The 23,869-nt window shown below is 35.1% G+C and carries 26 protein-coding genes, 2 tRNA genes and 1 rRNA gene; 12 read left to right on the top strand and 17 right to left on the bottom strand.

What is annotated here, in order from left to right; translation table 11 throughout:
- Window positions 1-192: 192 nt before the first annotated feature.
- Window positions 193-1,653, bottom strand: coding sequence for an aminoacyl-histidine dipeptidase (locus tag ACRDEC_RS15810; RefSeq protein ID WP_431499334.1), 1,461 nt, complete (start codon window positions 1,651-1,653; stop codon window positions 193-195).
- A gap of 97 nt (window positions 1,654-1,750) precedes the next feature.
- On the opposite strand from ACRDEC_RS15810, the gene ACRDEC_RS15805 reads away from it, so the two are divergent.
- Entirely contained in the window at window positions 1,751-2,803 is a 1,053-nt protein-coding gene (locus ACRDEC_RS15805) for a DUF3810 domain-containing protein (RefSeq protein ID WP_431499333.1), read from the top strand.
- Between the two features lie 308 nt (window positions 2,804-3,111).
- On the opposite strand, the gene ACRDEC_RS15800 is transcribed toward ACRDEC_RS15805, so the two are convergent.
- Window positions 3,112-4,416: an NAD(P)/FAD-dependent oxidoreductase gene (locus ACRDEC_RS15800; RefSeq protein ID WP_431499332.1), complete on the bottom strand. Its 1,305-nt coding sequence runs from the start codon at window positions 4,414-4,416 to the stop codon at window positions 3,112-3,114.
- Window positions 4,417-4,591: 175 nt separating this feature from the next.
- On the opposite strand from ACRDEC_RS15800, the gene ACRDEC_RS15795 reads away from it, so the two are divergent.
- Complete coding sequence (locus tag ACRDEC_RS15795; protein ID WP_431499331.1) at window positions 4,592-5,086, top strand: RNA polymerase sigma factor; 495 nt, start codon at window positions 4,592-4,594, stop codon at window positions 5,084-5,086.
- Between the two features lie 13 nt (window positions 5,087-5,099).
- Window positions 5,100-5,750 (top strand): hypothetical protein, encoded by a 651-nt coding sequence (locus tag ACRDEC_RS15790; RefSeq protein WP_431499330.1) that lies wholly within the window; start codon window positions 5,100-5,102, stop codon window positions 5,748-5,750.
- A 48-nt stretch (window positions 5,751-5,798) separates the two neighbouring features.
- Here the strand turns inward: ACRDEC_RS15790 and ACRDEC_RS15785 are convergent, their stop codons facing one another.
- Entirely contained in the window at window positions 5,799-6,614 is an 816-nt protein-coding gene (locus ACRDEC_RS15785; RefSeq protein ID WP_431499329.1) for a lysophospholipid acyltransferase family protein, read from the bottom strand.
- Between the two features lie 44 nt (window positions 6,615-6,658).
- Window positions 6,659-7,297: an NUDIX hydrolase gene (locus ACRDEC_RS15780; protein WP_431499328.1), complete on the bottom strand. Its 639-nt coding sequence runs from the start codon at window positions 7,295-7,297 to the stop codon at window positions 6,659-6,661.
- 102 nt (window positions 7,298-7,399) lie between these two features.
- Here ACRDEC_RS15780 and ACRDEC_RS15775 point away from each other — a divergent pair, with 102 nt between their 5' ends.
- From ACRDEC_RS15775 to ACRDEC_RS15760, 4 genes are all read left to right on the top strand, one after another.
- A complete protein-coding gene (locus tag ACRDEC_RS15775) occupies window positions 7,400-7,843 on the top strand; it encodes a DUF4268 domain-containing protein (RefSeq protein ID WP_431499327.1) in 444 nt (147 codons plus the stop codon).
- 77 nt (window positions 7,844-7,920) lie between these two features.
- Window positions 7,921-8,775 carry an alpha/beta fold hydrolase gene (locus ACRDEC_RS15770; protein WP_431499326.1) on the top strand — a complete coding sequence of 285 codons (855 nt, stop codon included), beginning with the start codon at window positions 7,921-7,923 and terminating at the stop codon, window positions 8,773-8,775.
- 11 nt (window positions 8,776-8,786) lie between these two features.
- Window positions 8,787-9,290, top strand: a complete 504-nt coding sequence (locus ACRDEC_RS15765; RefSeq protein ID WP_431499325.1) for an RNA polymerase sigma factor — start codon at window positions 8,787-8,789, stop codon at window positions 9,288-9,290.
- On the top strand, window positions 9,277-9,870 hold the full coding sequence (locus ACRDEC_RS15760; RefSeq protein WP_431499324.1) for a hypothetical protein: 594 nt from the start codon (window positions 9,277-9,279) through the stop codon (window positions 9,868-9,870). Before ACRDEC_RS15765 ends, ACRDEC_RS15760 begins: the two co-directional genes overlap by 14 nt.
- A 31-nt stretch (window positions 9,871-9,901) precedes the next feature.
- Here the strand turns inward: ACRDEC_RS15760 and ACRDEC_RS15755 are convergent, their stop codons facing one another.
- From ACRDEC_RS15755 to ACRDEC_RS15745, 3 genes are all read right to left on the bottom strand, one after another.
- On the bottom strand, window positions 9,902-10,519 hold the full coding sequence (locus tag ACRDEC_RS15755) for an N-acetylmuramoyl-L-alanine amidase family protein (protein ID WP_431499323.1): 618 nt from the start codon (window positions 10,517-10,519) through the stop codon (window positions 9,902-9,904).
- 156 nt (window positions 10,520-10,675) lie between these two features.
- Entirely contained in the window at window positions 10,676-11,056 is a 381-nt protein-coding gene (locus tag ACRDEC_RS15750; protein WP_431499322.1) for a PH domain-containing protein, read from the bottom strand.
- A 321-nt stretch (window positions 11,057-11,377) separates the two neighbouring features.
- Window positions 11,378-12,271, bottom strand: coding sequence for a winged helix-turn-helix domain-containing protein (locus tag ACRDEC_RS15745; RefSeq protein WP_431499321.1), 894 nt, complete (start codon window positions 12,269-12,271; stop codon window positions 11,378-11,380).
- Between the two features lie 103 nt (window positions 12,272-12,374).
- On the opposite strand from ACRDEC_RS15745, the gene ACRDEC_RS15740 reads away from it, so the two are divergent.
- On the top strand, window positions 12,375-12,962 hold the full coding sequence (locus tag ACRDEC_RS15740) for a hypothetical protein (RefSeq protein WP_431499320.1): 588 nt from the start codon (window positions 12,375-12,377) through the stop codon (window positions 12,960-12,962).
- A 208-nt stretch (window positions 12,963-13,170) separates the two neighbouring features.
- Window positions 13,171-13,701 carry a YceI family protein gene (locus ACRDEC_RS15735; RefSeq protein ID WP_431499319.1) on the top strand — a complete coding sequence of 177 codons (531 nt, stop codon included), beginning with the start codon at window positions 13,171-13,173 and terminating at the stop codon, window positions 13,699-13,701.
- A 131-nt stretch (window positions 13,702-13,832) separates the two neighbouring features.
- Here the strand turns inward: ACRDEC_RS15735 and ACRDEC_RS15730 are convergent.
- The 3 genes from ACRDEC_RS15730 to ACRDEC_RS15720 form a co-directional block, all read right to left on the bottom strand.
- Window positions 13,833-13,907: transfer RNA gene (locus ACRDEC_RS15730), tRNA-Val, on the bottom strand.
- 37 nt (window positions 13,908-13,944) lie between these two features.
- Window positions 13,945-14,022 (bottom strand) — tRNA-Val (locus ACRDEC_RS15725).
- Between the two features lie 69 nt (window positions 14,023-14,091).
- Window positions 14,092-15,306 (bottom strand): bifunctional folylpolyglutamate synthase/dihydrofolate synthase, encoded by a 1,215-nt coding sequence (locus ACRDEC_RS15720; protein ID WP_431499318.1) that lies wholly within the window; start codon window positions 15,304-15,306, stop codon window positions 14,092-14,094.
- A 137-nt stretch (window positions 15,307-15,443) separates the two neighbouring features.
- Here ACRDEC_RS15720 and ACRDEC_RS15715 point away from each other — a divergent pair, with 137 nt between their 5' ends.
- Both ACRDEC_RS15715 and ACRDEC_RS15710 read left to right on the top strand, forming a co-directional pair.
- On the top strand, window positions 15,444-16,151 hold the full coding sequence (locus ACRDEC_RS15715) for a MotA/TolQ/ExbB proton channel family protein (RefSeq protein WP_431499317.1): 708 nt from the start codon (window positions 15,444-15,446) through the stop codon (window positions 16,149-16,151).
- Complete coding sequence (locus ACRDEC_RS15710) at window positions 16,138-16,536, top strand: ExbD/TolR family protein (RefSeq protein ID WP_431499316.1); 399 nt, start codon at window positions 16,138-16,140, stop codon at window positions 16,534-16,536. Before ACRDEC_RS15715 ends, ACRDEC_RS15710 begins: the two co-directional genes overlap by 14 nt.
- Before the next feature lie 167 nt (window positions 16,537-16,703).
- Here the strand turns inward: ACRDEC_RS15710 and ACRDEC_RS15705 are convergent, their stop codons facing one another.
- From ACRDEC_RS15705 to ACRDEC_RS15685, 5 genes are all read right to left on the bottom strand, one after another.
- Window positions 16,704-17,615 carry an energy transducer TonB gene (locus tag ACRDEC_RS15705; RefSeq protein ID WP_431499315.1) on the bottom strand — a complete coding sequence of 304 codons (912 nt, stop codon included), beginning with the start codon at window positions 17,613-17,615 and terminating at the stop codon, window positions 16,704-16,706.
- A gap of 74 nt (window positions 17,616-17,689) precedes the next feature.
- Window positions 17,690-18,916: a Glu/Leu/Phe/Val dehydrogenase dimerization domain-containing protein gene (locus tag ACRDEC_RS15700; RefSeq protein ID WP_431499314.1), complete on the bottom strand. Its 1,227-nt coding sequence runs from the start codon at window positions 18,914-18,916 to the stop codon at window positions 17,690-17,692.
- Window positions 18,917-19,014: 98 nt separating this feature from the next.
- Window positions 19,015-19,377 (bottom strand): DUF2809 domain-containing protein, encoded by a 363-nt coding sequence (locus tag ACRDEC_RS15695; protein ID WP_431499313.1) that lies wholly within the window; start codon window positions 19,375-19,377, stop codon window positions 19,015-19,017.
- A 126-nt stretch (window positions 19,378-19,503) separates the two neighbouring features.
- Entirely contained in the window at window positions 19,504-20,088 is a 585-nt protein-coding gene (locus tag ACRDEC_RS15690) for a chalcone isomerase family protein (protein ID WP_431499312.1), read from the bottom strand.
- Window positions 20,089-20,169: 81 nt separating this feature from the next.
- Window positions 20,170-21,237, bottom strand: a complete 1,068-nt coding sequence (locus ACRDEC_RS15685) for an anhydro-N-acetylmuramic acid kinase (RefSeq protein WP_431499311.1) — start codon at window positions 21,235-21,237, stop codon at window positions 20,170-20,172.
- 96 nt (window positions 21,238-21,333) lie between these two features.
- On the opposite strand from ACRDEC_RS15685, the gene ACRDEC_RS15680 reads away from it, so the two are divergent.
- Complete coding sequence (locus tag ACRDEC_RS15680; RefSeq protein WP_431499310.1) at window positions 21,334-22,473, top strand: acyl-CoA dehydrogenase; 1,140 nt, start codon at window positions 21,334-21,336, stop codon at window positions 22,471-22,473.
- Window positions 22,474-22,593: 120 nt separating this feature from the next.
- On the opposite strand, the gene ACRDEC_RS15675 is transcribed toward ACRDEC_RS15680, so the two are convergent.
- Together ACRDEC_RS15675 and rrf are read right to left on the bottom strand one after the other, a co-directional pair.
- Entirely contained in the window at window positions 22,594-23,511 is a 918-nt protein-coding gene (locus tag ACRDEC_RS15675) for a phytanoyl-CoA dioxygenase family protein (protein WP_431499309.1), read from the bottom strand.
- A 284-nt stretch (window positions 23,512-23,795) separates the two neighbouring features.
- Window positions 23,796-23,869, bottom strand: a 5S ribosomal RNA gene (gene rrf / locus ACRDEC_RS15670); the annotation flags it as partial.

Raw genomic sequence — 23,869 nt, 5'->3', positions numbered from 1 at the left:
TTCTACTTGCGAAATAACAGCTAATTTAAAGCCCAAATTATAATCGCGTTGACTACGCTTTTCTGCGCTGTTTTCTGATCTATTCATAATAAGTCAATTTTATGTCAACTTATTTCAGGACGGGACACAGCCTATAAAAAAGACAGAAAATATTTTCTGCCTTTTTATCTATTATAAACTTAGTATTAGAAACTATTTCATCGGAATGTTCTCCAAAATTTCCAATACAAATTTCCAGTATTTTTGAGCCGAAGAAATACTCGCTCTTTCATCCGGAGAGTGAGCACCATGAATCGTCGGTCCAAAGGAAATCATGTCCATATCTGGATAGTTTGTCCCTAAAATACCGCATTCTAATCCGGCGTGACAAGCAACTACTTTTGGTTTTTCGTTGTTCTGTTTTTCGTAAATATGAACTAAAACATCTAAGATAGGTGAATTTACATTTGGTGTCCAACCTGGATATGAACCGCTGAAAACCACTTCACATCCGAATAATTCAAAAGCAGAACGTAAAGCATTAGCCAAATCAAATTTTGAGGATTCAACCGAAGAACGAGTTAAGTTCTGAATCACTATTTCACCCTCTTTAACAATTACACGAGCAATATTATTTGACGTTTCCACTAAATCAGCCATGTCAGCACTCATTCTGTAAACACCATTATGTGCTGTGTAAAGTGAGCGAAGTAATCCTTCCTGTACACCTAAATCCATTACTTTAGCCGGTAAATCAGCTTTTACTATTTCGATAGTTAAGTTGGGTTCAGTCGTTTTGAATTCCGCTTTAATGTCTCCAATGATTTCCTGCATATCAAAAACAAAAGCTTCGTCATACATTCCGGCAACGATTACTTTGGCAACACTTTCACGAGGAATAGCATTTCGAAGGCTTCCTCCGCTGATTTCAGCAATTTGCAAACCAAAATTCTCAAATCCGTCAAACAATAAACGATTCATAATTTTGTTCGCATTCCCAAGACCTTTGTGAATATCCATCCCGGAATGCCCTCCACTTAAACCCTTAACAGTAATAGAATACCCAACAGAATCCTCTGGAGTTTTTTCTTCATTATAACCTCTTGTAGCAGTTACATCTACTCCACCGGCACAACCTATATCAATTTCATCATCTTCTTCGGTGTCTAAATTCAATAAAATTTCACCTTGTAAAATACCTCCTTTTAAATTTAAAGCTCCAGTCATTCCTGTTTCTTCATCAATGGTAAACAAAGCTTCAATTGCAGGATGTTTGATCTCTTTGCTTTCTAAAATAGCCATAATAGTAGCTACTCCAAGCCCGTTATCCGCCCCAAGTGTAGTTCCTTTGGCACGAACCCAGTCTCCATCAACATACATATCAATACCTTGTGAATCAAAATCGAAAACAGTATCGTTATTTTTTTGATGCACCATGTCCAAATGTCCTTGCAGTACGATTGCCTTACGGTTTTCCATCCCAGGTGTGGCTGGTTTTCGGATAATCACATTACGGATTTCATCTTCAAAAGTTTCTAATCCTAAACTATTTCCAAAATCTTTCATAAACGCAATAACGCGATCTTCTTTTTTCGAAGGACGTGGCACAGCATTTAAATCGGCAAACTTGTTCCAAAGTTGTTTTGGCTCCAAATTTCTTATTTCCTGACTCATATCTTGTGTTTGTTGTTAAAGTGCCAAAGTTACAAAGTTTAAATACTTTTTCTACTAATTGATATTGTAATTATATTTACGTTTTAAAACTATTTCTGTGAAACGAAAATACATACTTCCCTTATTGCTTATTGTCCAGATTATCGGTTTAAAAATACTGCTGCTTTTTCCTGAATTTGTTGAAGAATATTACAGTAACGGAGTTTACCCTATGCTATCCAAATTCTCTAGGAGTGTTTTAGGCTGGCTTCCTTTTTCCTTTGGAGATATCCTGTATGGAATTTTGATCCTCTGGACAGTATATTGGTTCTATCAAAACCGGAAAGTCAATTGGAAAACCAAATCATTATCCGTTTTAGGAATACTCTCTATAGCTTATTTTCTCTTTCATGTTTTATGGGCTTTTAACTATTACCGATTGCCTTTGTTTGAAAAAATGCACATCGAAACCAAATATACCGATGTTCAATTGCTTGATTTCACCAAAAAAATAATAGTCAAAACGAATGAAATCCAATGGAAAATCACAAAAGATACAGCAAAGAAGGTTATCATTCCTTATTCGCAAACAGTGGTTTTCGAGAAGGCATTAGACGGCTACAATACGCTTTCCAAAGAATATCCGTTTTTCAAATACGAAATTCCAAGCCAAAAGAAATCATTGTTCAGCTATCCGCTCACTTACATGGGTTTTGGTGGCTATTTGAATCCGTTTACAAATGAAGCACAGGTAAACGGAATGATTCCTATGTATAACTTCCCAAGCACGGCTTGTCATGAAATGTCGCATCAAATGGGTTTCTCAAGCGAAAGCGAAGCTAATTTTATCGGCTTTTTATCGGCCACAAAAAACGACAATCTCTATTTCAAATACTCCGGTTACAGCCATGCGTTGCGTTACTGCTTATCCAATTGGGAAATCCGTGATGAAAAAACCCTGAAGCAACTGCTAAAAACCATCCATCCCGGAATTTTAAAAAATTATAAAGAAAGTAAAGTGTTTTGGGAAAACCATCAAACGTTTATCGATACTGGGTTCCACATCTTCTATGATAATTTCCTAAAATTAAACCAGCAAAAAGACGGCTTGGAAAGTTACAGCAAGTTTGTTGATTTAATGGTCAATTACTACAAAGACAGACCGTTATAACATTTAAAAAAACTTGTTGCTTAAGTTATACTTTCCGAAAAAACTTTACAAAAATATCCTGTACCCAAAAATAAAAGAAGTTGTAGTGTAGTAATTTATTATTGAAATTATAACCCAAATCCAATTTCTAAATTAAGGTTAAAGTTAGATTTTTAATAGAACAGGTCTTTATTAGTAAAAAAGAGAAGATTTGTTTTAAGAACAAGAAGATTTCTTTTCAGTACGAGTGAATTTCTTTTCAGAACGAGCGGTTTTGTTTTCAGAATGAGAAGATTTTTATGCTGATAAGAGGACTTTTTTATTTGATATCAAATTTCATCACTTGTAAAAGCTGTAAAACTTCTTTTTTTATAAGGTCGGATAATCAAGCGTCCTTCTCGGTCAAAACGAATATAATTGTACACCCAATTTAAGAAAACAACCGCTTTATTCTTGAAGCCAATCAATGAAAATAAATGCACAAACATCCAGACAAACCATGCGAAAACACCATTAAAATGATACCTCGGCAAATCGACCACGGCTTTGTTACGGCCTATGGTAGCCATGGAACCTTTGTCATTGTATTCGAAAGGAACTAAAGGCTCCTTTTTTAAAAGTCTAATCAGGTTTTCCCCAAGCAAAGCACCCTGTTGCAAAGCAGGCTGCGCCATCATAGGATGTCCTTGCGGGTATTTTTCCGTCTCCATCGAAGCGATATCTCCAATTGCAAAAATAGTAGGATAGCCAGCAACCTGATTGAACTGATTCACCCGGATGCGCCCTACATTTTCTACTAATGATTTGGCATCAAGCCCGGCAACAACAGCTCCCTGTACTCCAGCAGTCCAAATTACAGTAGCTGTATCAAATGTCAAATCCGAATTCGTCGAAATGGTGCGGCCGTCGAAGTTTGTCACCCGAACGTTCTTCCAAATTTTCACCCCAAGACTCAACAGAAATTCTTCTGCTGCCTGAGATGATTTTTCGCTCATCGTATTCAAAATCCGATCTCCGCTCTGAATAAGATTGATTTGCATTTTCTGAATATCCAGATCCGGATAATCTTTTTGCAGAATAGCCTTTTTCATTTCGGCCAATGCTCCTGCAAGCTCCACTCCCGTTGGTCCGCCTCCCACCAATACAAAGTTGATTAAACTGTTTTTATCGTTTGGATCTTTGGTTAAAACAGCCTGTTCAAAATTCTCCAAAATCAAACTTCGGATATTCAGCGATTGCGGAATGGTCTTCATCGACATCGAATTGCGCTCTATTTCTTTGTTCCCGAAATAATTCGTTTTGGAACCTGTCGCTATAACAAGATAATCATAGTGCAAATCCCCTATTTCGGAAATAATTTTTTGATTTTGGGTATCAATTTCTTTAACCGAAGTTAATCGGAAATAAAAATCCTGAAATTCCTGAATTACTTTTCTGATAGGATAAGCGATAGAACCTGCCTCAAGCCCGCCTGTAGCAACTTGGTAGAGTAACGGTTGAAATGTATGGTAGTTATGCTTGTCTAAAAGCACAACTTGTACATTTTTGTTTTTTAATTTTTTAGCTAACGCGATACCTGCAAATCCGCCGCCAATAATAACAACACGGGGATTTTTCGATTGTGGAATATTCATTCTTTATGTTGGAATAGTTCAGAATAGCTAAGGTACAATGTTTCTGCCGAAAAACAACAATCGCAATCCCAATAGAAATCATAATAGAATGAAAATTAATGCCATTTAAAGAAGGATTGCTCCCGATATTTCTTTTTTTTTGTAACAAAATCAACAGCAAAACTACTAACTCGATATGAGTAATGCATTAGAGCGATCGTTTGTAACACAATTAAAGGAAAACCAGAATATTATTCACAAAATTTGCCGGTTATATACGCAAGGCGAAGATGCGCATAATGATTTGTTTCAGGAAATTACCATTCAATTATGGAAGGCATTTCCAAAATTCAGGGGAGATTCTAAATTTTCAACCTGGGCGTATCGCGTAGCACTGAATACTGCCATTACTTTATACCGGAAAAGCACTAAAACAATAAATGCAATTGAATTTGAAACCGGTAAACACTTTGTTTCTCAAGAAGAGTACAACTACGAAGAGGAAGAACACATAAAACTTTTATACAAGGCCGTGCAACAGCTGAATGATATTGAAAAGGCATTGGTTTTTATGTATTTAGAAGACAAAGATTATGAAGAGATTTCGGAAACACTGGGAATCAGCGAAGTAAATGCCCGTGTAAAAATGAACCGAATCAAGACAAAACTGAAAAAAATTATTAATCCGTAACGGAAAGGAATATATGGAAGAGTTGGATGTATTAAAAAAAGACTGGAATAAAAACAATAATTACCCGACGGTTTCGGAACAGGAAATCTATACCATGCTCCATAAAAACTCGTCATCAACAATAAAATGGATTTTTATCATCAGTATTATTGAACTGAGTTTTGGTATCATTTTAAGTATTGTGATGTCATTCACAAAGTTTGATGCCGAGAATATGCAATTTTTGAAAAACCTGAATATTTACGGTTATTATCAGGTTTCGGTAATCGTTATGTACATTGTAATTGTTTATTTTATCACACGCTTTTATATTATGTATAGAAGAGTATGTACAACAGACAATACCAAATTGCTGATGAAGAATATCCTCAGAACCAGAAAAACGGTTCAAAATTATATTCTGTTTAATTTAGTGACCTTTGCTCTTGTCTTTATAACATTTGCTTCATACGGACTGAAAATCGGGATTGAAAAAGCGACAATAGAAAAGAGTGGCAGTATTGCCGAAATACCAATGAGTGTTTATCTTATTTCTTTTTTTGTTTTACTTATTATAACCGGAATTCTCACAGGTGCTTTCTGGCTTGTATACCGATTAATATACGGAATCCTTCTAAAGAAGCTTAAAAAGAATTTTGAAGAATTAAAGAAAATTGATTTATAAAATGATTTATAAAAAAGGTCCGTACACATTGGCGGACCTTTTTTTATTTTAATAATGCCATTGACGCATTCTGTCTAATTCCTGCTGTTCTTCGATAACCTCAACAGGAATTACTTTAAGAAATGAAGGATGTTGTTCAATAGCATATTCTACTTTTTCAACAATTTCTTCAATAGTATCATTTTCGTAATCTATATCCAAAGGCTCTTTAATAATAAAGGACTGAAGAATACCTTTTTTCTTCAATCTTAATCCTTTTTTATCAAACGAGCGTCGAAAACCATCAATAACAATAGGCACTACTATAGGCTTGTGGTTTTTAATAATGTGCGCCGTTCCTTTACGAACCGGCTTAAATGATTTTGTTGTTCCCTGTGGAAAAGTAATTACCCAACCGTCTTCCAAGGCAATCCCAATATTTTCAGTATCATTGGGGTTTACTGATTTTTGTTCGTGTTCAGCCACATCTTTTCCTCCGGCACGCCATGTTCTTTCAACAGTAATTGCACCCGCATAAGCAAGTACCTTAGTTAAAAAATTAGCTTGAAGGGTTTCTTTGGCTCCAATGTAATACATATTGAGTTTCGGTTCCCAAAGATATCCGATGTTCTTAATATTGTCTTCTCTTCCTTTTAAACTGGCATTAAAAACATGGAACATAGCTACAACATCAGCAAAATAGGTCTGATGATTTGAAATAAACAATACATTTCTATCCGGCAAAGCTCTTATTATTTCAGAACCATCAATCTCTAACTGATTGAAACCTCGATATCTCCTGTGAGTTACCGCTCCGGCAATTCGGATTAACCAGCGTTTCAAAAAAAGAATATGACCAAAAGGATTTCGTTTAAATAATCCCATAATTTTATAAAAAGATAAGCTACAAAGTTACGAAAAGTATCAAATTATAAGACTTTTTTAATGATTTCTTTAAGTTCGCTCATCATCATGGCTGTTGCTCCCCAAACCAAATGTTCGTTAATCTGAAAAGCCGGCACCGGAATATTTGTTGCATAAGAGGTCGACATATTGACATTGACCACGATATTTTCATCAAGAAATTGACAAAGAGGCAGTTCGATAATTCCGGAAACTTCATCGGGACTTAAATCAAAAGTCAATTCTTCTTCCGAAAAACCCAAAAAAGGAGAAACCAAAAAATTGCTAGGAGGTATATATACTTCACTAAAAGCCCTTACAACATTTACTTTATCTGAAGAAACTCCGATTTCTTCCTGTGTTTCTCGTAAAGCCGTAGCAGAAAGCGAAGAATCAAAATCTTCCACTTTACCGCCGGGAAAAGCAATTTGTGAAGCGTGAATTCCCGGATATGAGTTTCTGATAATTAAAGCCAGATGAGTAATACTTTTTTTAGGGTAAAATAGCATTAATACTGCCGCCTTTCGCGGTTTCTTTTCAGAGAAATCTTGGTTTTTCAAAAGTTCAATACGTTCAGGAGGAACCATTTTTGCATGCGCAATGCTCGCTGGTAGCGATTCTTTTGCTATTTTTGGCACATATTTTAAAAAATCTGAAAATTCCATTACGCAGGTTTTTAACAATAGTTATCCTAACGATTTTCAATCGATGTAAACATAAAGATAGCTTAAAAAAATGAATTTAACAATTTTATCATTCCCAAACTTATGTATAGTAAAGAAGAAAGTATCAAAATAAAAAAAGAATTTTGGACCCAATTTGCCGAAGCTTATCCGCGAAAATGGATACTTTATGATACCAAAATTAAAGATTTTTCTTTTAAGTTCTTTGTAGACAATAAAAAAGCACAAGTCCTTATTGATATCGAACCCAAGGATGAAGAAAAACGGAAAATATATTTTGAAAAAATCGAATCTTTAAAATCCATTTTAATTGAAGATTATATTTCGGAAGTTATTTTAGAAAGAAACTACCATCTTGAAACAGGTAAGATAATTAGCAGAATCTGGGTTGAAAAAGCAGGAATCAGCTTAAACAACAAAGCGAACTGGCAGGATATTTTCGATTTCTTCTATGAAAACATGGATGCTTTTGAACGTTTTTTCTATGAAAATCAGGACTATATCAAAGATTTAGAAATAAATACTTAAAAAAAATATTTTTTCTGTAACAATTGATTTCGGTTTGTATCATAAGAGAAAATAAACAAACTAAAAAATCAATAATTATGAAAAAAGTAATCATCTTAGTATTAGCAATTCTTGCATTTGCAAACGTATTTGCACAACAACCAACAGCTTTTGAAGTTAAAGTTATCGGAAAAGGACAACCTGTTATTTTAATTCCCGGATATTCCTGCAGTGGTGATGTTTGGGATGAAACAGTTGATCACTTAAAAAACAAATACGAATTGCATGTTTTAACTTTAGCAGGATTTGCAGGGGTAAAACCAATTGAAGAGGAAGAAATCCTGAAAACTGTCCGAAATCAAATCGTTCAATACATAAAAGACAAAAAATTAAAAAAGCCAATGCTGATTGGCCATAGTTTGGGTGCATTTATGACACTTTGGCTTAATGCCACCGAACCGGATTTATTTGGAAAAGGAATTTGTGTTGACGGACTTCCATTTGTTTCAGCCATAGGAAGACCGGAAATAACTGTTGAAGCATTAAAGAGCAATCCACAATACGACAAACAGACAACCATTAATAATTTTAAAGCCATTCCTAATGAAGGGTATGTTAAAAATACGGCCAAAGCAATGCTGTATCAAGTAAGCGATACTGTTCATGCAAGAAAAATTGCAGAATGGAGTTTCAAGAGCGACAGAAAAACATTAGGAAGCACTATTATAGAAATGTCTCTTACCGATTTAAGACAGGAAATCAGTAAAATAAAATCACCAATATTAGTAATGGCCAGTGTTTTCGGCACTAAAGAAACCAGTGAAAAAGTATATAATGAGCAATACACTCTATTAAAAAACAAAACCATCAAAGTAGCAGACAGCAAGCACTTTATCATGTATGATCAGCAAGAATGGTTCTTAAATGAAGTAGATGCTTTCTTAAAATCTTAAATAAACCAAAAGTGACAACCAACCAGAACCAAGAAACCTTTTTTAAGGAAATCTACAAAACCTATTCGCCTAAAGCACATCGTCTTTGTCTGGGTTATACCGGAAACGCTATGGAAGCAGACGACTTGTTGCAGGAAGTTTTTATAAAAGCATGGCAGAATCTGGATAAATTCCGTGGTGATTCGCAAATGAGCACCTGGATTTACCGGATTGCAGTAAACACGTGTCTGCATCATTTGAGAGGTCAGAAAAACAAAAGAAGTGTCGATATCGACAAAACGATTATCAGTAAAGAAGATGAATCGGATGACAAAGAGCAGCAAATTCAGCTTTTGTACAAATGCATCAGCGAGCTTTCGGAAGCAGACAGGCTAATCATTACGCTTTTGCTTGAAGAGGTCCCTTACAGCGAAATTGCTACGGTAACTGAAATTTCGGAAGGCAACCTGAGAGTAAAAATTCATCGGATAAAACAACAATTAAGCACTATTTATGCAAAATATGAAAGAGTTTGACAATCTAAAAGAAATTTGGAACCAGCAGAAAGAAAGCCAGGTTCCTGATGTTTCCCAAATCATTTCGAAGGCACGAAAAGAAAAGCAATCCATGGGAAATAAAATACTAATTCAAGTCGCAGTATTATTGCTTACTATCATAGGGATTAGCTTGGTCGTGACTGCAATTGATTTTAAAATGTTAACAACTTACATTGGAATTGGATTAATGTTTGCCACTATTTTAATCTTTTCAGCCATCCGATTGTATCAGGCTTACAAACTTAAAAATATTGACTTGACACAATCGCCTCAAAAAGCATTACAACAATTAGAACAATTCTATGCTTTCCAAAAGTTTGTAAGTACAAAATGCATGTTAGCTTATTTCATTTTACTGAATCTGGGTCTCGCATGCTATTTTATAGAAGTAATGCAACCAATGTCTGTAGAAATGAAAACTATCTTTCTGATTGCCTACATTGCCTGGATGCTTATCGCTTATTTTATTTTAGGAAAAAAGCAAAAGCAAAAAGAATATGATAAGATACAAAACATCATCAACGGTATCAGGAAAATTGAAACCGAATATGAACAATAAAAAAGAGCCACTTTGAAGTGGCTCTTTTTTATTATCTTATCTGACAGATAAAATCTAAGATTGTTTTGGCAATGACTTCCTGATTTGCATTATCTGTTAAATACTTTCTATCGCTTTCATTCGAAAGAAATCCAAGTTCAAGCACTAAACCGGGACAATTGGTATTTTTTAAAATATAAAACGGTGCTTTTTTTATACCTCGCAAATTTAAACTTGTTGCTTTAGATAGTTTTGAAGTCAAATCTGCGGCAAAAGCCAAAGACTCTTCACTGTAAAGAGATTCTTTCGCAACATAGCTTTCAATTCCAAAAGTATCGTCATTCTTGTTATTATTTACATGGAGAGACAAAAATAAATCCGGTTTAATTTTATTGATTATTTCTGCTCTTTTTTCCAGAGTAAGCATACTATCATCTGTACGTGTAAAATAGATTTCCACATCTGTATTCTTGTTTAATGCGTTTATTTTACTCGAAATTTGAGAAACAATATCTTTTTCTAAATGACTTTTATGAACAGCTCCATGGTCAGTACCTCCATGTCCTGCGTCAATAACAATTTTGATTGTTTTTGATTTTGTTTCAGTAGTAAAAGCATAAACAGAAAATATAACAAGCAATACAGCTAAAATTTTGAATCCATTTTTCATAGAAAAGTTTTAAAAATTATTCATCCATAACGACAAAAGTATAAATATAGTATAATTCCTATGAAGTTTTTTAAAAAAAAATAAAAACTCCTTGATTTCTCAAAGAGTTTTGTGAGTATTTAAGCCTAATGCAGCGAACGGATGTAAGGCATTATTTTATTTTAGAACATGATGTGCTAAAACTTTTTGAACATCATACACATTTACGGATTTATTGAACTGTGTCTTAATACTCGGATGCATTTCACTTGAAACCCAAATTTTAAGCTCTGCATCCAAATCGAATGAACCTGCAGTTTCGATACTAAACCTTGAAATACTTTTGTATGAAATTGATTTATATTCCGTTTTGCTCCCTGTCAGACCTTGTACATTTACAAATATCAAACGCTTATTTGTAAAAATAAAAGTATCTCTGATGAGCTTAAACCCAAGTTCAATGTTTTCATCTTCTGTTAAAAGCTGACCATATTTTTTATTTAATTCCTCAAGCGTCACTGCTCCGGCATTTCCTAATAGTGCAGAAAAAATTCCCATAATTTTATATTTTAATTTTTATATGTTTCAAAGATTTGATGTATAGTTCCCTATAAACCCGTGATTTTAAATAATTCTTATTGATTTATTACTGATGCAACAAATATATCTAAATGTTTAAAAGAAAAAATCAATGCTACGAAGATTTATAATATAAAAAAACTCCCAAGTTTCTTTGAGAGTTTTTATGGAGTGTCAGGGATCACAGTCGAACACCTAGTGCTTATTTTAACCCTATGTAAAGGGCTTTAAAAACATTCAAATTTAGAAACTTTTCATAATTTGTGTAAAAATCTCTGAAAGAGTCTTTTATGGGGTACTTTACTGATGACTGATTTCAAGCTTATATCCTTTACTTCGTATAACAACAATATTGATATTTGGATCCGATTCCAGTTTCTTTCTAAGCTTTGATATAAACATATCTAAACTACGGCCTACAATAACACCTTCATCTTCCCATATCTCTTTTTGCAGTCGGTTTCTCTCTATGGTCTCGTTAGGAGACAATGCAAAAATGAGTAATACACGGGTTTCTGTTCCGGTCAGAGCTATTGTCTTTCCATTAATGATGAGCTTCCTATGCTGTGCATCGAACAACGCCGATCCCAAAGTGTACATATTAGTTTTTTGACCGTCAGACAAAGTTTTTCGAGGCTTAACAGATCTCAAAAAAACAAATCCAACAAACGCTAAAAATGACAGACTACCCAAAAAATATTTATTCTTAGCACTATTTATACCCGCTGAATTGAATTTAATGTTGACCATGTAACATGCCCTGGGTTGTTTCCTTCCTATACAGGCTACAATGTCATCTTTTTTATTTTTAGATATAGCGTATCCATACGCTACACTTGAGTTATCACAGTTCAGAACGTTAACAATATAATCACCTGATAGCGGGTCTTTAGCCAACAAACGCCGAGTTATATTCACTAACGAGGCCGGTTGAAAACTAATGTCATTCTCAAACTTGATTTGGTATTCATTTTCACCAATTTTTTTTATCGGAAGTACTCGTGAGGTACTGTCGCCCGACTGTAAAAGTAGTTCATGTCCAATCCTGCGGAGCAAAACTTCCCTTCTTGCGAAAACAAAGTCATCACTATCAGTCATATTGAAAGCCACACAGATTACAGAGATAAACGAGAGGAATATCAAACCAAACAGGTATTTACGTTTCCCTGAGAAGAGATTTCGACTAAGATACATAGTGTCAAGTTTTTATTTACAAAGTTTACATTTTTATTTACAATCTAAATCTCTAAAGCCGAAAAATATCAAAGTAAATTCGTAGAATCAATTTAAAAGGAATATGAAACATATAAAAAAAACCATCTCTGTCTTGATCTTACTGCTGGTTGTGGTGAGCGGACTAGTATTTAGCTTCGCTCCGTTCGCCTACGGCTCGGGTGCTAATCGTGAAATTAAAAATAAAACTGAGCGATCCCCAAAGCCGTTGTCCATTGCTGACAGAAAAGCCCGACTGGATGAAAGGAAAAAATGGGAGGCTTCTCCTGACGGCATAAAGTACAAAGAATGGGAGGTTTCTCCTGAAGGTAAAAAAGTGCATGCCAGTCATGATAAAATAAAGAAGTACATAAAGGCTTTTGCCTATATGGAGGCTGTGGTAACCTCTGTTACTTTTCAACGCGCAAATGGGAAATCATCAGGACCAAAATGGCTTATAGTCAGGATTAATGGCGAAGAATATATGATGCAATTTATTCCTAAGGAATTTCAGCAGTTAAATAACCTGAAAGTTAACGACATAATAATTGTAAGAAGCCGCAGCGCAGGTTATTCGCCTAATCATCCATATTTGATTATATCTGGCGACTATATTGCGAGAAATAACAAGGTCCTTTTTAAACGTGACTTTAGTAAAAATAAGGGTTGTTGAGGATCAGGAGAGCTCAGTCAGCTCCTACAATAGTAACCACAATAGCAGATAAACCAATGATCTTAAAGTCATTTGTCAATTATTAATCAATATAATTTCTGTAGTATGAACAACAAGATATCAATCAATCACTTACTTAATTTTAAGTATTGTTCCTTTCGTCTTCGGTTGCCGTGGACCTATAAAAGAAGAAAATAAAAACAATGCAGTGACAAGCTCCTTGTCCTTACATGCTGGAAATGAAAAATATGTTGTAGATACTAAGGAAAGTGTTGTAAAATGGACAGGTTCTAATCTCATTGGTTCAAACAGTCACATAGGCTATGTCTATATATCAAAAGGAGAACTGATAATTGAAAACGATCAACTGATAGGTGGCACAGCTGAAGTCGACATGAATACAATTGAAGATGAAAATCATGGGAGAGATAACGGACTAATTAATCACTTGAAAAATCCTGATTTTTTTGAGGTTAAAAAATTTCCTTTTTCTGCAATTGTACTTACCAAAGCTGTATCTATAAATAGTGAGAATAAGAAAGTTACAGGCAACCTGACCATTAAAGGTATAACACAACCAGTTACTTTTCCAGCCAAAATGGAAGTTAAGGACGGAATTGTCAAGGTGAACGGCAGACTGGTCATTGATCGAACAAAATGGGATGTCCGTTATAAATCTGGAAAATTCTATGATCTTTTAGCTGATCAGACTATATTGAATTCTATATTAAGATCGTAGCAAAAAAACAAATCTGAATCCCCAACTTACTACATCAGGACTACAAACCTAAAATTTTATATAAAATGGGACATCCGTATTTGCTGTGATTATAAAATAAAAAAACTCCCAAGTTTCCTTGAGAGTTTCTGTGGGCGATGAGGGGTTCGAACCCCCGACCCCCTCGGTGTAAACGAGGTGCTCTGAACCAGCTGAGCTAATCGCCCGATAATTCTTTGTATTACCAGTAAATTTTGATAAAAGTGGTGGGCGATGAGGGGTTCGAACCCCCGACCCCCTCGGTGTAAACGAGGTGCTCTGAACCAGCTGAGCTAATCGCCCTTTTATCAATTAATGTTTCCATTAATCAGGGTGCAAATATAAAGGTATTTTTCACTTCTGCAAAATTATTTACACAATTTCTGCTACAACGAACGTACTTCCTCCGATATAGATAAAGTCATTTTCTCCTGCTGTTTCTAACGCTTCCTGATAAGCTTCTGAAACAGAATTACATACTTTCCCAATCAAACCAAATTCCGTTGCTTCTTGCAGCAAAAAATTAGCATCAAGACCACGGGGAACATTTGGACGACAGAAAAAATAATTGGCATTTTTAGGAAACAAAGGCAAAATATCATCCAGATCTTTGTCATTTACGACGCCTAAAACAAAATACAGCCTCTCAAATTTTTCCTTTTGAATCTGATTCAGCACAATTTTCAGCCCATGACTATTATGTGCCGTATCGCAAATTACTTTCGGATTAAAGTGAATCTGCTGCCAGCGTCCCAATAGACCTGTATTCTTAACCACATTCTGTAAACCGTTCTTTAAATGTTCTTCAGAAACAGTAAAATGAGCTCTCAAAACATTTATCGACTGCACTACTGTTTTTTTATTATGAATCTGATAATCTCCTGACAAGGCACTTGGATAATCTTCCGTAATCAAATCGGAAGCAAAATAAATATCCGATTGACATTCATTGGCTTTAGCCAAAAAAACTGATCTTGTTTCATTCGTATATTCACCAATGATTACCGGAACATTCAGTTTGATAATTCCAGCCTTTTCAAAAGCAATAGATTCCATCGTATCACCCAAAAACTGCATATGATCAAATCCGATATTTGTAATTACCGAAATTAAAGGCGTAATCACATTGGTAGAATCAAGCCTTCCTCCCATTCCTACTTCAATTACTGCTACATCCACATTTTCTTTTGCAAAATAATCGAAAGCCAAACCTACTGTCATTTCGAAAAAACTCAATTGATTTTCTTCAAAAAATGATTTATTATCTGCAATAAAATCAATTACAAAATCTTCTGTAATTTTTACATTATTAATCTTAATACGTTCCCTAAAATCCCTTAAATGCGGCGATGTATACAAACCTACTTTATAACCCGCTTCCTGCAAAACCGATGCTATCATTGATGATGTAGATCCTTTTCCGTTTGTTCCCGCAACGTGAATGGTTTTAATGCTTTTTTCTGGGTTACCCAGATGATTGACTAACAAAACAGTATTCGTCAAATCTTTTTTATATGCCGAAGCTCCCTGTTGCTGATACATAGGCAACTGGGTAAACATCCAATCTAAAGTTTCCTGGTAATTCATAGCATTTTGTTAAAACCGTAAAATTATACTGCAGACAAAATAATTTAGTGATTTTTTAGTTTATTATAGTATAGAAATTTATCTTTAGTGCAAAATTGAGATAATTTTTTTTAATATAAATAAAGTACTTAAAATATATGATTGGATTTTTTTTACAAGCCCAAAACGATACTATCACACAAGCAACAGGTGCTGTAGTTCAAAACATCGCAACTAACAAAGAAATTTCTGTTTTAGAGTTCATTACCAAAGGTGGAATTTTCCTGATTCCAATTTCTCTATTGCTGTTTTACACAATATATGTTATTGTTGAACGATACATTTATTTGAAAAAACACACTAAATACGATACCCATTTAATGAAAGACCTTAGGATTCATCTGAATTCAGGGAATATTGCTTTGGCTATCGCGACAGCCGAAAAAGACACTACTGCTTCCGGAAATGTTATTAAGGAAGGAGTGCACACCATTGGAAGACCAATTGCCGAGATCGAATCAAATATGGAAAAAGTAGCCAACATCGAGATTGGCCAAATGGAAAGACGTCTGGGGCATCTGGGACTTATCGCTGGTATTGCTCCAACATTAGGCTTTATTGGAACTATTGGTGGTGTAATCAAAATCTTCTACAGTATTTCGATTACCGAGAACATCAGTATTGGAAACATTTCCGGTGGATTATACGAAAAAATGATTAGTAGTGGTGCCGGTTTGTTAGTAGGTATCATCGCTTATTCGGCTTACCATTTATTCAATGGTGTAATTGATAGTTTTTCGTTAAACATACAACGTCACGTGTTAGAATTCGTTAACATCATACAAAGACCAAATGCCTCAAATTAAAAGAAACAAACGATTTCATGCTGAAATAGCCACTTCATCACTAAGTGACATCATGTTCTTTTTGCTTTTATTTTTCCTTATTATTTCAACACTAGCTAATCCAAACGTGATCAAAATGACGTTACCACAAGCTAAAAATAATGAGAAAACAAACAAACAGCACATTACACTTTCTGTTACTGAAGAAAAGAAATTCTACTTAGACAAACAGGAAGTCAATTTTGACGAACTTGAAGCTACTTTATTGTCTAAGCTTGGCGGAACCAAAGATCAGGCCGTAATTGTACGTATTCCTTACAATATGCAGGTTCAGGATTTGGTTGATGTATTGCAAATTGGTGTAAAAAACAACTTAAAATTTGTGATTGCCACGAGTGCAAAATAATTAATTTTTATCAGGAGCCAATCCTGTCTTCCGCTCTATCTTTTATAAAAATACCCCCAAATAGTGTCTAACTTTTTTGGGGGCAGTTCAAAATAATGGGGATTTTTTTATAAAAGGATGCCGCTGCAACCAGGGCTATGATTTTGACTTACCAATGTAATAATTGCTTAATTCAGACTGAAACTATAGATAATTTTTCCTACTTGTCTTTCAGGAGCATCTTCACTTGCTTGCCATTTTGTGTTCATAGCAGCAATTCTGGCTTGATCCAATAAACATTTTGCAGTATTGGTCGTTCCTTTTACTCCTGGAACGACACTTATTGTATTTCCATTTCTGTCCACAGATACTTCAACCACCACTTTTCCAGATTCATTACAAGTATATTTCGGTGCTGGCTTAGACAATGCTTTTCTATTTCCGAGTGAATAACCAGTGCCACCTCCGCTTCCACTGCCAGAACCACCACCCGATCCGGATCCCGAACCAGGACCAGTTCTCGTGCCATTGCCTGTACCATTACCGCCACCTGTTCCACCTCCAGAACCTCCATTTCCGTAATAATCACTGGAATTTAAGCTTCCGTTAGCTTTACCTTTATTTCCTCCTTGTTTGTCGCCACCATCACCACCTTTGTTACTTCCATTCAAAATACTTGATAAAGCATCATTAGTATTTTTAGTCACTTTGGGTTTTTCAACCACCGGTTTGATTTCTTTTTTAATGGTAACCTGAGGTTTTTTTACTTTTTCATGCTTGTCGACAGCCACACTTTCTTCTGTAGAATTTTCCTGTGCGATGATTTGGTCGTCCGGTTCGCTAACCGCTGCTGTTACCTGTTTCGTTTGATTTTTCACATTCAAAACCTCGCTCTTATAATCGGCACCGGAACCAACATCGCTATCGCCAAAATTTACGGTAACACCGCCTCCACCACCGCCTCCGGCCAAAAGCATTTCAGTTGCATTGGATGGTGGCCAAAATCGTATAAAAAACAATATCAGCAGCAACAAGGCAAAAACCACTACTGTAATTAGAAATGATTTTCTCTTGTCCGCTGCTGATATTACTACTTCCATAATTAATGTACTTATAACAATTATAACGAAAATAGTATAAATTTGTTATGTATTCAGAAAATGAATAACAAAAATTATACCAATTGTTTCAAAGCAATTTCAAAAGCTGTTGCACTGATATTTTTCTTATCAGAATTTAACGAATGTGCTTTTTCGATAGCTTTCTTTATAATTTCGGATGTATCGTTAAAGATCGCTTCATCCGTCATCTGCACTTTCTTCTCCATGAAATAAGCAAAAACACGTGCCATCCCGCAGTTAGAAATAAAATCCGGAATTAAACTCACTTTGCTGTCCACTTCTTCCATAATTGGCCCAAAGAAAATTTCTTTGTCTGCAAAAGGAACATTGGCACCACATGAAATCACTTCCAATCCAGAAGCAATCATGCTGTCAACCTGGCTTTTAGTTACCAATCTTGAAGCTGCACAAGGCGTAAAAATCTCAGCCCCAACAGACCATATTTTAGCATTGATTTCATCAAAAGGGATCATGTTATCAGCAACCAGTTTGTTTCCGTCTTTGTTTAAGAATAATGTTGTAATCTCTTCGAATGTAAATCCGTTTTCATTGATTAAACCACCATCTCTATCAATGATTCCAACCACTTTAGCTCCCATTTCAGCCAGGTAAAAAGCAGCTGCAGAACCTACATTCCCGAAACCTTGAACAATAGCTCTTTTACCGGCGACATTTCCACCATAAATATCATAATAATGACGTACTGCCTGTGCCACACCATAACCGGTAATCATATCGGCAACAGTATACTTTCTGTTTACATCAGGTGAAAACGTAGTGTTTTCGATTACTTTTACCACACCTTGACGCAATTGTCCGATACGGTTGATTTTATCCGCTTCAGTAGGCTTAAAATGTCCGTTAAAAACCCCTTCTTGTGGATGCCAAACACCACATTCTTCTGTCATTGGAATTACTTCATGGATTTCATCAACATTCAAATCCCCTCCGGTTCCGTAATAGCTTTTTAACAAAGGAGAAACAGCTTTATACCAACGTTGTAAAACGCCTTTTTTTCTTGGATCGTTCGGATCAAAGTTAATTCCCGATTTGGCACCTCCAATAGCAGGTCCCGAAACTGAAAACTTAACTTCCATCGTTTTTGCTAATGAAAGAACTTCGTTCATATCCAAACCTTTACGCATACGTGTTCCGCCGCCTGCAGCTCCGCCACGTAACGAATTAATTACTGTCCATCCTTCAGCCTCAGTTTCGGCATCTTTCCAATGAAACACTACTTCCGGTTCTTTATTCTCGAATTTTTTTAATAAATCTTTCATTACTGTTTTTTTATTGTATTGTATGTTTTAGTAGCGCAAATATAAACTTAAAAAAGATTTGAGATTTTATAAACGGAAAATATTTATCCAAATCTAAATTATATTTCCTTCTTTTTATCGATCCAAAAGGCAAATAAAACCCCAAAAGTGTAGGCAATTAAATCACTCCATAAAAACCCTTCCCCAAGAACATAATGCCCTAAGAAGGAATTTCTGATTTTATTAATCCAGATGTCCTGATAAAGTTGCGAGAGTTCTATTAAATAACACAGTGATAAAGAAATAAATGCGATTTTCAAATTAGAAAGTCTTAAGAGAAATATCCTAAGAGCAAAATAAATCATAACCGCATATAATAAATCACCAAAAAACAACGGAATGTACTTTGTCTTCCGTGATAATATCCCAACTATTATTAATAGTAAAACGACAACAAAATACCTAAATCTTTTGTTTTTCATTTTAAAATATTTCCTCTAACTTTTGAATTTCAGTTCATCTTACATTTTGCTGTCAATACTGACTGCTTTTTGAAATTGCTTTGGCAATAAACGATTAATGCTGAAATTATTTAAATAAAATCAGATTTATTCTGTTTTACCTAACAACTCATTTTTAAGATCATCATCTACTGGTTTGTTAGAAAGCCAGATTCCAAACAATGCCTTCTTAAAATCAAATCCTGGAACTATTCCTTTTAGCACGTCATTTTTATATACCCAAACAGAAGCATCAAGGTGGTTATATATCAGATTAAAAACATCTTTCTCTACAATTTTATCGCTTAACATTGCTTTAAACTGTTCGATTCTTGGACGTAAGGCATCAATAGCATCCCCTGATGATTTTTCAAATCCATTGTGTAAATTTTTTGTCAGTTTTCCAGAAGAAACCATGGAAGAAGTAACCTGGATTCTGATAGCCATATCAGTGTTACTTTCTATAATATCTGCAGGATCTTGAGAAACTATGGTTAAATACAAAGCCTGCACGTATACTTCCATAAACATTTTAGATCGGGTACCAAAGCCGTTAAGCTGCAAATTATTCCCTTTAAATTCAATTTTTCTAGGAACAATAACACCGTCAACGTTAAACTCAGATTGAGCAGTAACAACTGAGGATGAAAAAGATAAAAGGATTAAGAATAAAAATAATATACTTTTTTTCATGATTAAAATGGGGTTTTAAATTTTCGGCAAAATTAGTCTTTTTATACTATGTGAAAAAACTATAACGCACTAAAAACATTTTTATTTTTCACAAATAACCCCTGAACTGTGATTTTTTTCTGCCCCGGTAACACTTGATAAAACATTTATCTCATTTCTAAGTTTCAAAACGCCCAAAAGAGCAAAAATTAAAGCTTCTTTAAACTCAATGGTTTTGCTATCAGGAATTTCTATTTTCATGCTTGGCAGGTGAAACTGCAGGCGTTCCATTAAAAAATCATTATAAGCACCTCCGCCGGTAACAAAAAGAGTCGCTGTTTTTTTGGACAGTGCCAAAGCAATCTGAAAAGCAATATGCTCGGTAAATGTCCGAAGTTTATCTTCATCCGAAATCGGATATTTTTCCAATATGGGAAATATTTTTTCCTTTACAAATTCAAACCCAAGCGATTTTGGGTAGCTTTTTCGGTAGAAATCCAAGCCATTTAATTCCAGTAATAATACTTCTGAAACATTTCCGCTTCGGGCAATATTTCCCTTATCATCATATTTCAGACCGCGCTTATCGGCATAGAAATTCAAAACAGTATTCACAGGTGAAATATCAAAAGCTATTCTGTCCTCTCCATCTTCAAAAGAAACATTCGAAAACCCGCCCAAATTCAGGCAATAATCGTACTCTGAAAATAAAATCCGGTCACCTATAGGTACCAAAGGAGCTCCCTGTCCTCCTAATTTCACATCCTGAACACGGAAATCACAAACTACTTTCTGATTAATTAATTTTGCAATTTTGGGTAAATTCCCAATTTGTAATGTAAATCCGTTTTGTGGCTGATGCAAAATCGTATGCCCATGCGAACAAACAGCATCCATATCTTCAATCGTATTCTTCTGAATAAAATTTGTTATAATTCCAGCTAATAATTCTGTATATTCTTCATTTAACAGTTCTAATTCAGCATCCGAAAAACTTACAGCTTTCTTTAACCTGTTTATCCAATCTTCAGTATAGGCAACAGTAGTGTTTTCCAGTATTTGAAAACTCCATTTTCCATTTTTGATAGTGAAATGAATATGTGCCAAATCGACCCCATCCAACGAAGTTCCCGACATGACACCAATAACATTGTAGGTTCTGTTTTGCATGGGCTAAAATTAGCTAATCCTTTTGAGAATTTGATATTTATGAACTATATTTGGGAACTTTTTTAAGTGACTTACAAACAAAACACAAAAAATAAAATGAATTTTAATTTAACCGAAGAACAGTTAATGATTCAACAAGCAGCAAGAGATTTTGCTCAAGCTGAATTATTGCCAGGCGTTATAGAACGTGATGAGCACTCGAAATTTCCAACAGAACAAGTTACGAAAATGGCTGAACTTGGTTTCTTAGGAATGATGGTGGATCCAAAATACGGCGGATCAGGATTAGACAGCATTTCTTATGTGATAGCGATGGAAGAAATTGCAAAAATTGATGCATCAGCTGCTGTGGTTATGTCTGTAAATAATTCTCTGGTTTGTGCTGGATTAGAAAAATATTGCAACGAAGAACAAAAAATGAAATACCTGATGCCATTAGCAAAAGGAGATGTAATTGGTGCTTTCTGTTTATCGGAGCCTGAAGCGGGTTCTGACGCTACTTCACAAAAAACAACTGCTATTGACAAAGGTGATCACTATTTGCTTAATGGTACAAAAAACTGGATTACAAATGGTGGAACTGCCTCAACATATATTGTAATCGCACAGACTGACGTAGAAAAAGGTCACAAAGGAATCAATGCTTTCATCGTTGAAAAAGGATGGGAAGGTTTTTCTATCGGTCCAAAAGAAAAGAAAATGGGAATTCGTGGATCTGACACACATTCATTAATGTTTTCAGACGTTAAAGTTCCTAAAGAAAATAGAATCGGTGCTGACGGATTCGGATTTAACTTCGCTATGGCTGTCCTAAACGGAGGTCGTATCGGAATTGCTTCTCAAGCGTTAGGAATTGCTCAGGGCGCTTATGAATTAGCTTTGAAATATGCTCAGGAAAGAGTTGCTTTCAAAAAGCCAATCATCCAACACCAGGCAATTGCATTCAAATTAGCCGATATGGCAACTCAAATTACAGCAGCAAGAATGTTATGCTTTAAAGCAGCTTCTGAAAAAGATGCAGGTCAGGATATTTCACATTCTGGAGCTATGGCTAAATTATTTGCTTCCGAAACCGCTATGAATACTACAATTGAAGCAGTTCAAATTCACGGTGGAAATGGATATGTAAGTGAATACCATGTAGAACGTATGATGCGTGATGCAAAAATCACTCAGATTTACGAAGGAACTTCTGAAATTCAGCGTATTGTAATTTCAAGAGGTTTGGTTAAATAAACCCGAAATCAAATAAATAAAAAAGTCCAGCTTAACAGTTGGACTTTTTTATTTTAAAACAATCATGAGTAAACAATATTTCCCAGAACAAAAGTAATTTTACTCGTTTTCAAAAAAACATTATATCCATTCTGAAGATGCAACGTAATTTTCAGGCACATACGTAAGATATTGGACCATTCTGGGAGAATTACCGTGATTCGGAGAAGCACAATGTGGTAATGCTTGATGCCAAATAATAAAATCACCCGCATTTCCAACAACAGGAACAGGTTTTAAGTTTTGCAAGGCCTTTTCCCTTGGGTTTTCTTCTGGAAGCAAACCATTTATCCACCCTTCAATTTGATGATGAAATCCCGGAACACAATGAAAAGCTCCATCATGAGCCTCACAATCCGTAAGATAAAGCAACCCTTGTAAGCGAAAAGGAATTGGTAATTTAAGACTTACATCCCAATGTAGGGAACTTCCTAAAAATTTAAAATTTGCAGTTTCCGGTGGATTAAAACTCACTTTATCGATTGTTTTATAGATTTTTTCAGTCCCGTAAAGCTCTTCGTAGGCTTTTTGAATCCGTAAAGAAGCTCTGTTTTTATTTAATGTTTCATGATTTGAAAAATTAAGCATCAACCCTCTTAGCTTTTCATGCCTCTTATACCAAGTTTCTCTTTTTTCTGATTGCATTCCCATAAAATCCCAAATTGCCTGTACCGTTGCTGAGCAATCTGATTTTTCAATCGCATTCTTCACTATTACATAACCATTCTCATTCCAAAATTCAATATCCTCTTTTGTCAAAACACTGTCTGTAAGAAGTTTTTTTTCTGCTATAGTATCATTTTGATAACTTTCCACCCAGTTTTTAAATGCCTCTAAACTGGGTTTCTGAAAATAAAGATACTGAAGTGTTTCTTCCATACTAATTCCTAATCTGTACAACATTTCAATTTCTTTATCCCAGATTGAGTCGTTAGAGCCCCCATCCTGATTTGAATCCGATGTATGCTTCCATAATTTTTCAAGAATAGTCCACGGCATAATGTTTTTTATAAGTGTTAGACATCAAAAATATAAAAATTTACTATTCTTTTTAAAGATTCCGCTGTCACCCTCCCACAATTCTTCTTTTAAAAAGCTCATTTTGCTTTCATTTAGAGGTTTTTTGTTCCCCTTTTCAGCACAAAACAAGCTCCAAAAACCCTAAATAAGCCGGTTTCTGGTGTTTTTGAGCCTTACTTTCTGTAAAACAAAAACCCCATCCGATAAGGAATAGGGTTTGTGATAACAAAAAAGTCCCTCACTAACGTGAGGGACTCTCTAAAGAAAGGCGGCGACATACTCTCCCACAGGATTGCAGTACCATCTGCGCAGGCGGGCTTAACTTCTCTGTTCGAGA

The sequence above is a fragment of the Flavobacterium sp. genome, from assembly GCF_050696275.1.
In the GTDB taxonomy this organism is placed as follows: Bacteria; Bacteroidota; Bacteroidia; order Flavobacteriales; family Flavobacteriaceae; genus Flavobacterium.
Note: the sequence above shows the minus strand (reverse complement) of the source record. Positions and strands in the feature narration are given on the sequence as shown.